Source organism: Vibrio hepatarius (assembly GCF_001274785.1).
GTDB lineage: Bacteria > Pseudomonadota > Gammaproteobacteria > Enterobacterales > Vibrionaceae > Vibrio > Vibrio hepatarius.
The window spans coordinates 227,023-241,027 of record NZ_LHPI01000003.1 but is presented as its reverse complement, the minus strand read 5'-3'; the positions used below and the strand labels follow the sequence as shown (position 1 = coordinate 241,027).

Below are 14,005 nucleotides of genomic sequence, written 5' to 3'. Positions count from 1 at the left end.
TCGTCTATGTCGGTGTAAGAGAAGGTGAGTTATGGATAGTAAGGTCAAACAGATGGGACTACTCGGCGCCATTGCCATCGGTATTGGTGGTATGGTCGGTGGTGGTATTTTTGCTGTACTGGGTGAAGCCGTCTCTCTAGCTCACGGTGCCACTCCCATCGCTTTCTTGCTTGCTGGCATCATCGCGCTGTTAACCGCGAGTGCGTATGCCCGTTTGTCCGTCAAATATCCCAGTGAAGGCGGAACGGTTGTGTTTATTGAGAAAGCCTTTGGGTTGGGTTTGATACCTAAAGGTCTGAATATGATGCTCTGGTTGAGTTATCTCGTCACGTTGTCATTATACGCGGTGGCGTTTGGTTCCTACGGTGTGACGTTTTTCTCGTCTGCAGACAGCAGTGTTCTAAAGCATGTTTTAATTAGCGTTGGCATCGTTATCCCGGTGTTCATCAATCTTCTCAATTCAGAAATTGTCAGTAAGTCAGAAACCGTCATCGTTGTCACCAAGCTGTTAATCCTTGTCGTGATCATCGTGACCAGTTTTGGCTATGTTCAAGCAGAGCATTTCGCTCCTGCGCACTACGGAAGTACGGTCTCAATCATCTCAGCAGGTATGATGATTTTTGTCGCCTATGAAGGGTTTGAGCTGATATCCAATGCGGCGGCCGATGTGAAAAATCCCTCAGTGACCTTACCTAGAGCATTTTACCTTTCGGTGATTATTGTCGTTATTCTCTACGTGATTATCTCATTGATAACCGTCGGTACGCTGAGTGAATCAACCATTCAAGCTTCCAAAGACTTTGCTTTGGCAGAGGCTGCTCGTCCCGCTTTAGGTAGTTTTGGCTTCAAATTGGTCGCGGTTGCGGCGCTTTTGGCGACCTTGTCGGCGATCAACGCGACTTTGTACGGCAACGCAAGATTAGGCTTTTTGCTGGCGAAAGAGCGCGAACTGCCTGAGCCATTAGAGAAGAAAGTATGGGGTGATTCCTATCTGGGGATTTTGATTGTCGGCGCCATTACGCTGATTATGGCCAACACGATTGACCTCAACGCCATTTCGATTATTGCCAGCGCGGGCTTTCTGTTGATTTTTACCGCCGTTAATCTCGCAGCGTACAAACTGTATGGTGAAATAGGCGGGAACAAGCTCGTTTACCTATTAGGTTTCTTGCTCTCTGGTGCGGCACTGATCTTATTGCTTGTGACCACTTGGGAGTCTTCTCCTCATGCTGTGATCATTTTTATTAGCTTTGTGGCGTTGTCATTAGGCTTTGAGTTTGTTTATCGGCAACGAGTCAGCGTTAAAGCGTAGCGTCTGCGACTTTGGTCGCCTTGCTGAAAGCGCAATACCGCCTTAATTTACTGTCATTAATGTTTTAAAGTGTTTGCTAGGTAATCTTCGAGAGTAGTCTGATGACAAATAAAGCAAAAACTAAAGTTCTGGTGGTCTGTATGGGGAACATTTGTCGTTCTCCGACCGGTGAAGCGGTGTTAAGGGCCAAGGCCCAACAGTTAGGCGTCGATGTAGAAGTGGATTCCGCTGGAACCATAGGTTATCACGAAGGGAATCCGCCGGATCCTCGCTCTAAAGCGGCGGGCGAGAAGCGTGGTTACTCATTCAGAGGTATCCGAGCCAGACAAGTAACCAATGCTGATTTCCATGACTTTGACTTAATTCTAGCGGCAGACAAAAGTAACCTCGCGGATTTGCAGAGTCGCTGCCCCGAAGCGCATCAGCATAAACTGAAGTTATTTTTGAGCTACGCAGAGAGTCACTACGATGAAGTGCCCGATCCTTACTATGGCGGGGATAAAGGGTTCGAGTTGGTGTTGGATCTGATTGAAGACGCCAGCGAGCGATTACTAAAAAGCTTATAGCCTGGGGACAGGCTACGCAGCCATCACTCGCCCACTGAAATAGTCATTCGAGACGATGTACTCGGTATTGCGAATCAACTCGTCTCGGATTTCAGCCCAATGGAGTGAATTCTTTTCGACGCCAGGGACAACCCCACCAACGCGAATGTTGAATGGTGTCAGTTGTTTTGCCAAGCTTTGGGTAAAACCTGCGACCATCGAAGTAGCGTTATCCAATCCAGACAGGTCCTGATAATCGTTATGTGAAATGACATTGACGATCACGCCGTTTTTCTTCTCTTCACGCATGCGTTCTGCGGTCGCTTGACCAAAGGTAAACAGCGTCGCAGCCATCAATGCAAGACTTTGCGTAAAGGCATCACTCGCGGCATGGTCAAAAATGTTTGGCATCGCTTCAACCGTGATGGCGTTAATTAATACGTCGGGTGAGCGGTGCAGTTGCTGATCAATATATTCAAACAGTGCGGAAATAGACTCAATCGAGTGGTCGTTGATCGGGAACTTATGGATATGGGAGGAGATTTCACGACAAAGTTTATACGCGTCATTGAACTGGGAAGACTCTTTATCACATAGCACTATCGTCGCACCTAAAGTCGCGAAGTGATAGGCGAGCGTGCTCCCGAGCTGAGAGCCAGCAGATGTGATTAATACTACCGAATTAGTAATATTCATTGGCTTTCCCCTAAGACCAAACCACACTTTAACGTTCAACTATCATGGTAGATGGATGGGGATTTAGATGTGAATAACATCAAAGTTAATCAATACGTCATAATGATAAAGTTGTTTCTTTGCGGTCTTTCACACTACGTAGGTGAATTACTGTATCGATACGAACAATGATGCAGTGAGTTTGTGATCTTAATGGAAAAAGTCGTTTCGCTAGGCGCGAGTAGAAATCTGGAAAGTGCGTTGTGCATCAACCAGTTTGTTGTACAGATCCGCAGGCAGCAATTGTTTAGGTTCGGCTTCGCTTAATTTACGGCGTTGATGCCCCGAGAGGTTATGGTACACCTCTTCTGGCAGATCATGGGTATCTTCCGGTAAGTAGGCGAGAACTTCTGGTTTTAGGTAATGGCTGAGCTTTGCGCTTGGCAGACCCGAAGTATGAAATAAGTTGGCTTGCTGGGCAGAAATCTCGTATGAGCTTTGGTCAGAGCGCAGCGGTTGAGGCGGTTGTAACTCAAACCTTTGGCGTAGCAATTGGTCAGTGGTATTGACGGCTTCGACCTTCTCAACAGGGGTGTTGTCACGTACGTCATCCGAAAACATCGACAGTATCAGCGCAAAATCGGCGCGACGTCCTTCATGAACAGCATGGTTGATACCATTGCCGAACTGAAGTTCGTTGATAATCGTTGCTTTGTCTAAAGTATGGACTTGCATATACACCCTCGTTTGATGCTTTTATAGCGACTCAAAACGAGGAAACTTTAGTGAAATTAATCGTTAAAACGACTCAACTGCGCAAAGATTACCCATCAAAAGTTTATCAATCGGTAACGGATTAATTACCAGTCTAAAGCTCAGTTAAAGTTGGGGATTGGTATCTTCGCGTCCAGAGGTTTTCAGGGTTTACAAGCCATTCAATTCTCGCCTAGCTTCATCTGCTGTGTATCCAGACTCTCACTCATGTCTTAAGCAAGGTATTGAGGTTTAGCTGTTGTTTTCTAAGCCTATTCTTATCTCTTGCCTGAGTTATTCATATCTTAAATGTGAGAATGCCGACACAATTATTCAGGATAATAAACTATGTCTCGAATAAACCTCTTATATAACAATTGCTTACGCTTGTCTCTCGCCGGTTTTGAAATGTGCTAAATCGCGGATTTTAGCTGCATGTTTTGCTATTTTGTCCACCAGATAGTGACAAATTATTAAAAGTATTGCCGCTGGTAATCAGCGAAGTTAGGAGTGTTTATGGACGTAGAAATATCTGACCAAACCGCAAAAGTTGTAGAAGTTGTTGGTGACGTTATTGTGGTCAAAGTCGATGGCACTCCGCGCAGAGTTACCGAAGGCGATGTGATCCAAAAGAATGAGATCGTCATTACGATTAATCAGTCTAGTGTATTGATAGATACCTCCGAGTACTTGGTCGCGCAGGATCAGAACTGCGTAGGTTGTGGCAACGAACAAGGAGGTTGGGTTACCGCTCCTGTTTCAGGCGAGCTGAGCGTGGATCCAATACAACTTGCGAACTCAGCAACAGAAGCGGTCGATATCGCGGCGATTCAAGAAGCGATTCTCGCTGGCGTTGACCCAACTGAATTATTAGAAGCGACCGCAGCAGGTGGAACCGCGACAGGTTCTGCCAATGCTGGATTTGTTACCATCGAATACAATGGCGCAGAAGTGCTGGCGAGTACTTTCTTTGAAACTCAAGGTATTCCGCGAGATGGGTTTAATCAGCGTGACGAGGAAGGACGCTCATTGGTGTTTGCGGCTGGTGGAGAAAGCATCAGTGGCTCACTCGTCGAAGGTTCAATCTCTTTAGGAACCTATCCGCAGTCAGTGTCTAGTACGGTCATTATCTCCGCTGGTGATCTGCCGCTTGATGCGACCTCTTTTGTGCCACAAGCACTCTCGCTCTCTTCGCTGCTTAATGAACTCAATAGTGATATCACGTCAAACGGACAGGCGGTCTTGTTTACGTACGATGCCGCTGAAAACGCGATTGTTGGCGTCTCTCAAGGCGGCGAGGTGTTGCGCATTGATATCGATACTTCGAACGTCGGCAAAAACATTAACTTAGAATTAACGACGACCATATCTCAACCGATTGACCATCTGCCGTCAGTCGGTGGAGGCCAAGTATCGTTCTCAAACGACCAAATTTCTATTCAATTCGAGATTGAAGGTAAAGACAGTGGCGGCAACTTAACTCAAGCGCCGATTAACGCTCGGGTGACGATTGGCGACGGACCAGATCCACAAATTGATGCGACCTCGAGTGTTGAGCTTTCGGAGTCATTGCTTCAGCAAGGTTCTTCGCTAAGCGGTGAAGCAGTATTGGTAACGAACACCATCTCTTACAGTGACGGCGGTGACTATGTTGACCATTTTCGTTTGGAGAGTAGCGAGTTCAACACTGATGGCTCGCTTACCTCGGGCGGATTGACGGTGCAATTACGTGAAGAGCCTGCCGACTCTGGCGAGTATCTAGGCTTTACTGTTGACCCATCGACGGGCGCTGAAACCACCATTTTTACGCTGAACTTTAACGCAAGTGTCAAAGGCCAATACACGTTCACTCTGCTTGAAGCGCTCGACCATGCTGACGCCAGCGGTAACAACACCCTGAGCTTTGATTTACCTGTGTATGCGGTGGACAGCGACGGTGATGACTCGGCGATGAAGCCGCTGCAAGTGACGATTGAAGATGACGTTCAGGTGATGCAAGACGGCAGTTGGACGATTGTCGAGCCAACGCTTGGTACATCGGATGTTGAAACCACAGCAACGATTGATGTGATGCCCGAGCAGAGCGCGGACGGAGCGACGATTACCCAATTCACGTTTGGCAACGAGACTCGAGCACTGGATTTAGAGGTGACAGGCGAGCAAGCTTTTAGCTTTGACGAAGGAACGCTGTACATCACACTCGAAGGTGACATGCGTTTTGAGCCAAACAGCGACTTAGACCATTCTAATGGCGACATCGTTAAAACCATCGTGGTGACGTCAAACGACGCGGATAACGACAAACAAACCGCCACGGTGACACTGACCATCACGGACGGCGCGAACCCGATTATCGATACCGTTCCGAGTGTAACGTTGTCAGAAACACTGCTTGATGACGGCTCTGTTGGCGGAACCGCACCTGTGTCGTCGACCAATACCATCACTTACACCGAAGGCAGTGATGAGCTGTCTCACTTCCGTCTTGAAAGCAGTGAATTCAATACAGACGGCGCGTTGACATCAGGCGGATTGACGGTGCAGTTACGTGAAGAGCCTGCCGACTCTGGCGAGTATCTAGGCTTTATCGTTGACCCATCGACGGGCGCTGAAACCACCATTTTTACGCTGAACTTCAACGCAAGTGTCAAAGGCCAATATACGTTCACTTTACTTGAAGCGCTCGACCATGCTGACGCCAGCGGTAACAACACCTTAAGCTTTGATTTACCGGTGTATGCGGTAGACAGCGACGGTGATGACTCGGCGATGAAGCCGCTGCAAGTGACGATTGAAGATGACGTTCCGACAATTAATAACCTCGCAAGCGGAAGCGAGCTGAGCGTTGATGAGAAAGAAATCAGCGGAGGTTCGCAATCTTCCGGTTCGACTTCGATTGCACAAGGCTGGTTTGAAACCACTCAAGGTGCCGATGAGGTGGTGGCTTATCAACTGACTAACATTAGTAATACTGAAAGCGGCCTAAAATCAGGCGGGTTAGACGTTACTATCTCTAAAGTGTCTGGCAATGCTGAGACTACGACTTATCAGGGCGTTGCGGGCAATCAGGTAATCTTCACCCTTGAGTTGGGTGATGACGGTCATTATACCTATACCCAATTTAAGCCGTTAGACCATGCGCAAGGCTCAGACAGCTTAACAATTCCATTTGAAGTCGTAGCGATTGATGGCGATATGGATGCGTCGGGCGCTATGTCGTTACCGATTGAAGTTCTTGATGATCAGCCTGTTGTAACAGGAGAGGCAACAGGGGATAAGCGGGTCGATGAAGATGACATTTCCGCTATCGGTTCGGATCAGAATCAATCCACACAGATCTCTGGCAACTTTACTCTGCTTGAGGGTGCGGACGGTGTGGTCGAATATGAACTGACCGATGCAGATACTATTTTATCCGGATTAACCTCGGGCGGTGAACCGCTTGAGTGGGCGGCGGTAGAAACCAGTGGCACAACGTTTGTCTACACCGCACAAACCAGTTCGGGTAGTGAAGTGTTCACCATGACGTTTGATACGTCAGACAACAGCTATACTTTCACGCTATTGAACCCGTTAGATCACGATGATGCCAATCAACAGAACGAACTAGAGATCAACTTTACCATCAAAGCAAATGACTATGATGGTGACCAAAGCTCGGTGATAAACCTGCCGATCACGGTTGTTGATGACGTCCCAACGCTAACGACACAAAGCATTACTCGAGTAGAAGGTCAGGGTTATAACGGCTCTAAAGTCGATATGTTTTCGGCAGAGACCGACAAGGGCGCGGACGATGCGGCGTTAACTCAATTAGAAGGGACAACCTCGAATGGCTCATCGATCGTGTTTGGTGGCAATGGTGGAGTGTACTCTGACTCGGTTGAACTGTCTGATGGCATACAGACCATTAATGTCTATCAACAAACCAACGATGGTAATGGTGGCCAAGATACCCGTCAGCTCGGTATTTTACGCATCAATTCAAATGGTGAAGTGGAGTTCCGAGCCAACAATTATCTTGAGCACGATGGTGATGAGATTAACTTTAGCGTCAAACTCACCGCAACCGATGGCGACTTAGATACCTCGGTTGCTCCGCTGGATATCACCATTACAGATAGAGTGTCGCGACCAATCGCACTCAAAGTGACGACATTTGAAGATGCGGGGCGCGATTCGAGCATCACTTACGCAAGTGGTGATGAACCCGCGTTTGAAAACACGCAAGATAACCAGACTGACTTACCAGACGCGCCGGTCCAAATCGCACTACAAGTGAACTTGTATGACCAAGATAATGGAGAAGCAATCGGTGCGCTAACGCTTAAAAATGCCAACAACCACCATGGTACCTTTTACTACGAACAAGGCGGAGAGTTCCACAAGTTAGAAGCGACATCTGGCAAAATAGTGATTGATGGTTCTCTGCTTGAACAAAGCTTCTCATTAAGCGGTAACAATACCATTGCGACGATAAACAACCTCTATTTTGTGCCGGATCGTAACTACTCCACTGGCGAGAACGGTATTAAGATCAACTACCAACTGCAAATCGACAACAATGGAATCCCCGATCATAACGTCAATTCAAATTTCCGAATTGAAGTGGAAAGTGTTGCTGACATCGCCACGTGGGACGACTCACAAAGCACTTATCAATACCTAGTGATTGAGGACCAAGACAATGTTGAGCTCAAGCTCCTCGCGGAAACACAGGACACCAGTAACCCTGAAACCATTAGCTATCAGCTTGAAATCATTGAGGGTGAAGGGAAGTTTGAGTTGTTAATCGGCAACACGGTGGTTACCCCGCAAGACGGCGTGTATACCATTTCTTCCAGTGATATTGATAAAGTAGAAATCAATCCGATAGATAACTTCTCAGGGCAGATCCGCCTTGAAGCAACGGCTGTTACCGAAGAAACCGTCAACGCCTACAACGACGGCACAAGCGATAAATCTACTGCGCAATCTGAAGCGAAAGAGATCGTGATTGATGTGCGTCCGTCTGCTGATGCTGGCAGCTTTAGTGTCAGTCGCATTAAGATCAACGAAGACAATATCGCAGATCCAAACTATATCGGTGCTGAGCCAAATTATGAGCCGTTTACTCTTGATGAAGTGATCACGATGAATCCGTCTTTTGATGTGGATGGTTCTGAAACGCTCTACGTGCGCATTTCAAATATTACCGAGAATGCAGAGCTCAACTGGGTCGGCACGGGTGATGACCCAATTACCACCATTACGGTTGACGGTGTTGAGTATTTTGAGATTCGATACGACCAATTGAGCAACGTCGAAGTCAATCCTGAGCTACACAGTAACAAAGACTTTAGCTTTAAGGTGACGGGCGTAGTGAAAGATAGCGCGACCTTATCGGATGGCACGTTGGACGTTGACGTCAAAGTTTTGGGAACGAAAACCGTCAATGTCGAAGTAAAAGGTGTCGCCGATTTACCACAAGGTCATGTTACTGGTTCGCAGTGGACAGAGTTCAGTGAAGGTGGCGTTTCAGGGATTGAAACCACGATTAAAGAAAATGGTGGAGCGGAAATCGACTTCTGGATTGTTTCTGGTGAAGTCTTTGATAAACCAAGCGATAACTCTGAATCGATTACAGTGTTGTTATCCAACATTCCTGACGGAGTGGTAATTGAAGACGGCAATGGCTCGGTGATCAACCTGAACTTTGTCGGTTACGAGACGGGGGCCGACGGCAAACCCGACATGTCGAAACCTATCTATGAAGCCAATATCACCGATTTAAATGCCAATTCCGGTATCGTGATTAAACCAACACACTCTTCGACCGAAAATATCACGATTACCGGGACGATTGTGGTGACCGAAAATGACGGGCACACATTAACGTTTGAAAAAGAAATTCGCGTTAATGTAGAACCGGTAATTGATACCTCACTGACTTACACCAATCGTAGCGTTGGCAAAGAAGACTCGGCGATCAATATCGACTGGCACCCGAAAGGCAGTGACTACTCCGATAGTGATGAACACTTTACCTCGATTACGATTAATGGCGTGCCGGATGGCGCAAGTGTCAATATCAATGGCAACGTGGAGTGGAATTTTGACAGTTCGACAGGGACCATCACCATTGCGCCGTTGGACGGTCAAACACCTGAAGAGTTTTCACAGATCGCACTGAGCAACAACTTTGTTCAGATCACACCGCCAGCTGACTCAAGTGCAGACTTTGACCTCACGACAGTCGTCGAGATTGAGGAACGCGACCACGAGTACACCAGCGACACAATCGTTGGTGACGGTGGCCGAGTCACCGCGACTATTACTGGTGAGGTGCACGTTGTGGTTCGTCCGATTGTCGAGCCAGAAGACAGTAACAATCGCTTAGTGGTCTCGGATGAAGCAGGCACGACGGAATACAGCAGTCTAGTTGCCGATGCCAACGGCCAGCTTCGCTTCACTATCAACAGTGATAACATCCAAACCGACGGCTCAGGGAACGAAGTGTGGGACGGTGAGTATGTCATCAAATACAACGAAACCGATGCTTCATCTGTTGAGCGCGTGGAAGATGTTGTTATTCAACTGACCAATACTGATGGCTCAGCTCTTTCGGATGCGGTGCTGACGCAACTCGTGGTGACTGGTGCTGCATACGAAGGTGAAGGGCGTTGGGTCATCATCAACGAAGAAGCGTTCAGTATCAGTGCCCCGAATGGTTTAGACCTCGACGGTGACGCAAACAACAACAGCACAAGTAACTTCAACGATATTTCGCTGACGATATACACTCGAGTGCTGGATGAGGGCGAGGATACCAACGAGCAAAGCGCGAAAGTGGTTAGAGAAACGTCGATAGACCTCTCGTTCCCTGAAGTCATTCTTGGCAATGATCACGTCGCGGCGGAAATTAGCATTCAGGCTGATACCGTGGTTGAAGCTACCGAAGATACTCAATTGAACCTTGGCCAGCATCTAGAAAGCGTGATCAGTTATAGCGCCACCGATGATTCAGCAGATGAAGTTACGATTATTATCGACAAGACCGTGACCATCGATGGAGTCGACTACCCGATATCTATCTCTGGCAGCGAAGTGAATTTTGTTAACGGCAAATTTGTCTTCCAAACAGGCATCTCTTCAACGGGTGTTGTTGGTGCATTGGACGGATTGCTGCTTAACTTACCCGAAGACTACTCTGGTGACTTTAGATTACCGTTCACGGTGATCACGACTGATATCAACTCCGGCGACGAAAATGTTCAAACCGGTGATGTAATTATCAAAGTGAATCCGATTGCGGACGTTAAAGATGGCGCCGATTCGGAGCCGGAAATTACGCTCAATGTTGTCGGTTCATTGGATGCAAACATGAACCCGATTGACCAAGATGGTCAAGCTGGCGCTGACCAAGTGGGGTATGAGGACAGTTATATCCAGCTCAACTTAGGCTATCAGATCGTCGACCAAGTAACGGGTGTCGAAGGTGGCCACGAAGTTCTGTCTAGCATCACGCTTACTTTGGAAGATCCGTCGATTGGTGAGTTTTATGACCAATCGGGTAATGCTTTAGGTTCAACACTTTCATTGAGCGAAAGTGAGATTGAGAACGGAGCACTAGATAACATTCTGTTTAAACCGGCAGACAATTATCCAACCGGCAACGACGACAATACCGTGAGTATTCTCGTTTCGGGAACCGTCACGGATACTGCGACGTTTAATGAGTTGGGGACCAGCGCGGAGCATTCAGATAACTTCTCGACCAGCGTGAGTTTTGACGTTGTTCCTGTCGTGGATAGTGTAACGGTCTCTGGTCCAGGTACAGACCCAAGCCAAGCAATTGAAATCAGCGGTAATGAAGATGAATCCATTTCATTAGGCAATTCAGGAACCGTGTCTATTGCACTCAGTGATACCGATGGCTCTGAATCGTTCGTCTCAATTACCTTTACCAACGTGCCTGATGGTTTCTTGTTTAGCGCTGATCCCACCAGCGGTTACGTTGTTAAGAATAACGGTGGCGGCACTTGGAGCGTTAAATTGCCAGCAGATGCAGGCGAAACGCTCGACCTGAGTGCGATTAGCGTGCAACCACCTAAGAACTTCAGTGGTACGGCTGAGTTTGGTGTCACTGCGTATATCGAGGAATCCTTGCTAGGCGTGCCGACGCGTGTGACCAATTTACCTAAATTTGTACTGACGGTGACGCCCGTTGGTGATGCCGTTGATAGCGATACAACCGATTCTGTTGAGGGTACAGAAGGCAGCAATATCGACATCGCTATTGATGCGTCAGTCATAGACAACACCTTGTCCGCGACTGGCAGTGGTACGTACAGCGAAAACGCGCCGGAAACGCTTCGCATTGAAGTGTCGAATGTGCCGAAAGATGCGCAGATCTTCTATCCAGATGGAACGACTTTGGCGACGTATGACGCGGTAAATGAGGTCTGGACGCTGGACGTGTCCGCGCAACAAGTCGACAAGATAGTGTTTAACTCCGGTGAACATAATAGTGATAGCGGCAATGTCTTAGGTATTGATGGTCCGCTACATATTTCTGTTCAGGCGGTGGATAAAGACGCCCAAGGTAATGAATATCTTGGTGCGAAGAGCGAGTTTGATGTTGAGCTTAAGGTCGACCCTGTTAATGACCAACCAACTTTCGTTAACGTCATCGACCTAGAAACGACTGAAGATGCGGTCGATGGTGTTGCGATTAACCAGTTCCAAATCGCCGATATCGATGCCATTTATGATGATCCAGATGCAACTTATACGCTGACACTTCAGGTGGATAAAGGTGCTCTTGAAGCGGGTAGCTATCCGGATGTGGGCTTTGCACTACAATCAGACGGTAGCTTGGTGATAAGCGGTAAGCTGGCTGACATTAACGCCGCGCTTGCCAATGGCGTCGTTGTTTTCACTCCTGATTCAAACAGCAACGATCTCAACTCGGGCGGTCCCGTTTTGGTAACTGCGACGGTCGATGATGGCGGCAACAATGGTGCAGTTGACCCAGCGGATACATCCACCTCGAACAGCAATTTCACTACCTTTGAGATCAATGTAACCGAAGTGAATGACCAGCCGGTTGCCGGAGATCTCGACTTGGGCGAAATCGACGAAGATGGTTCAATTCAGATCACTGCCGCGCAACTGATTGCTGCAAGTAGTGACATTGATGGCGATACACTGAGCGTGACCTCAATTACCGTGCCTGCAGAGCAAGGTGAGTTAATAGCCAACCCTGATGGCGTGTCGTGGACGTTTAACGCCAAGCCAGACTTTAATGGTGAAGTGACGTTCAATTATGTCATTGAAGATAACGGCACTACCAATGGGGTGAATGACTTCTTACAAGATACGGGTTCAGCAACGCTGACGGTCAACGGAGTCAACGACACGCCGATCATCGATTCTTCTTCAATCACCACACAAGTAGATGAAAATTCAGCTCAGCTTATCAGCGGCATTAACGTCGGTGATGTCGACTACGTTGATAGCTATGCCGACGACTTTATGACCATCACTCTGTCTGTGGATTACGGTACGCTTTCAGTTTCTCAAACCGCACCAGAGGAGGTGACGGTTACGGGCAACGGCACCGACTCTATTACGCTAACCGGTAAGTTGGCGGCACTGAATGCGTTAATCGATACGCCAGTTTCTCCAAGCGGCGTGTTCCTCGATGCGAGCTACTCACCAGTCGATACGATAAATTTAACCGTAGTGGCGAAAGACAGTGGCAATCCTTCCGGAATTGCGATTGAAACAACCCCTGTGAGTTATCCGATTTCGGTGACACCAGTGGCCAATGCGCCGACGTTAAAAATTGACCCGGCGACCTTGTATGTCAGAAACACTACGGTGAGCGAATCCGGATTTTTGAATGGGTTCATGTTGGCGGGAATAGTGGCCGAGTTAGCCGATGCTAATGAAACGCTCAGTCTAGTCATTAGCGGAGTGCCGGATACTGCGACATTATCTAGTGGAACAGAGACGGTCACTTTCGACTCAATCAATAACCAATGGATAGTGTCACAAGCGGCGATTGATGATCTGCAAATACAAGGCGCAGGAGTGGGGCAGCATACCATTAGCGTGGTAGCGACGTCACAAGAGAGTAATGGCGATGTCGCGGAGTCTGCACCGATCGAGCTTAACCTCAATGTCGTGACTGAGAGCAACCCGATTGATTTGTCTGCAAGCTCTGATGACGTTCAATTGCTCGGCGGATCGAATCAGGATCTAACCAGTGGTAGCGGTGATGATCGATTGGTTGGAGGCGCTGGAGATAATACGCTTGTGGGCGGTGATGGCGATGACGTGCTGATTGGCGGTTTGGGTTCTGACATCCTAACGGGCGGCGCGGGTATGGATATCTTTATTTGGAACGAAATTGATAATGGTGCGACCGATACCATCACCGATTTCAGCATCTCGGAAGGTGACAAAATCGACCTACGCGACATATTGCCGGAATTGAAGCAACCTACGTTGGATATGGATGCGTTACTCGAAAACATTGATGCCAAAGTGGATGGCGACAACATTGAGCTGACGATCTACGCCAATGGTGCTGGCAGTGATGAGCAGACAATTCTGATAGAAAGTCTTGTGCCGCAATTAACGATTGTTGGCAATGGCGCTGCTGATATTGTAACGGCGTTACTGGATCAGCACGTGCTTGTCCATGACAGCTAAGCCTAGGAAAACGAGCAAT

The 14,005-nt window shown here is 47.9% G+C and carries 5 protein-coding genes; 3 read left to right on the top strand and 2 right to left on the bottom strand.

The features are described 5' to 3' along the window. The first annotated feature begins 31 nt into the window (after positions 1 to 31). Positions 32 to 1,312 carry an APC family permease gene (locus AKJ31_RS06380; protein ID WP_053408268.1) on the top strand — a complete coding sequence of 427 codons (1,281 nt, stop codon included), beginning with the start codon at positions 32 to 34 and terminating at the stop codon, positions 1,310 to 1,312. Between the two features lie 101 nt (positions 1,313 to 1,413). Beyond that, positions 1,414 to 1,878: a low molecular weight protein-tyrosine-phosphatase gene (locus AKJ31_RS06375; RefSeq protein ID WP_053408267.1), complete on the top strand. Its 465-nt coding sequence runs from the start codon at positions 1,414 to 1,416 to the stop codon at positions 1,876 to 1,878. A gap of 12 nt (positions 1,879 to 1,890) precedes the next feature. On the opposite strand, the gene AKJ31_RS06370 is transcribed toward AKJ31_RS06375, so the two are convergent. Further along, on the bottom strand, positions 1,891 to 2,553 hold the full coding sequence (locus tag AKJ31_RS06370) for an SDR family oxidoreductase (RefSeq protein WP_053408266.1): 663 nt from the start codon (positions 2,551 to 2,553) through the stop codon (positions 1,891 to 1,893). Positions 2,554 to 2,763: 210 nt separating this feature from the next. Next, positions 2,764 to 3,267 (bottom strand): VC2046/SO_2500 family protein, encoded by a 504-nt coding sequence (locus tag AKJ31_RS06365; RefSeq protein WP_053408265.1) that lies wholly within the window; start codon positions 3,265 to 3,267, stop codon positions 2,764 to 2,766. A 534-nt stretch (positions 3,268 to 3,801) separates the two neighbouring features. Between AKJ31_RS06365 and AKJ31_RS06360 the strand changes: the two genes are divergently transcribed. After that, positions 3,802 to 13,986, top strand: coding sequence for a retention module-containing protein (locus AKJ31_RS06360; protein ID WP_053408264.1), 10,185 nt, complete (start codon positions 3,802 to 3,804; stop codon positions 13,984 to 13,986). The last annotated feature ends 19 nt before the right edge of the window (positions 13,987 to 14,005 follow it).

Coding starts and splice junctions, on each gene's coding strand:
- AKJ31_RS06380 (WP_053408268.1), top strand. CDS start 32: ATGGATAGTAAGGTCAAACAGATGGGACTACTCGGCGCCATTGCCATC.
- AKJ31_RS06375 (WP_053408267.1), top strand. CDS start 1,414: ATGACAAATAAAGCAAAAACTAAAGTTCTGGTGGTCTGTATGGGGAAC.
- AKJ31_RS06370 (WP_053408266.1), bottom strand. CDS start 2,553: ATGAATATTACTAATTCGGTAGTATTAATCACATCTGCTGGCTCTCAG.
- AKJ31_RS06365 (WP_053408265.1), bottom strand. CDS start 3,267: ATGCAAGTCCATACTTTAGACAAAGCAACGATTATCAACGAACTTCAG.
- AKJ31_RS06360 (WP_053408264.1), top strand. CDS start 3,802: ATGGACGTAGAAATATCTGACCAAACCGCAAAAGTTGTAGAAGTTGTT.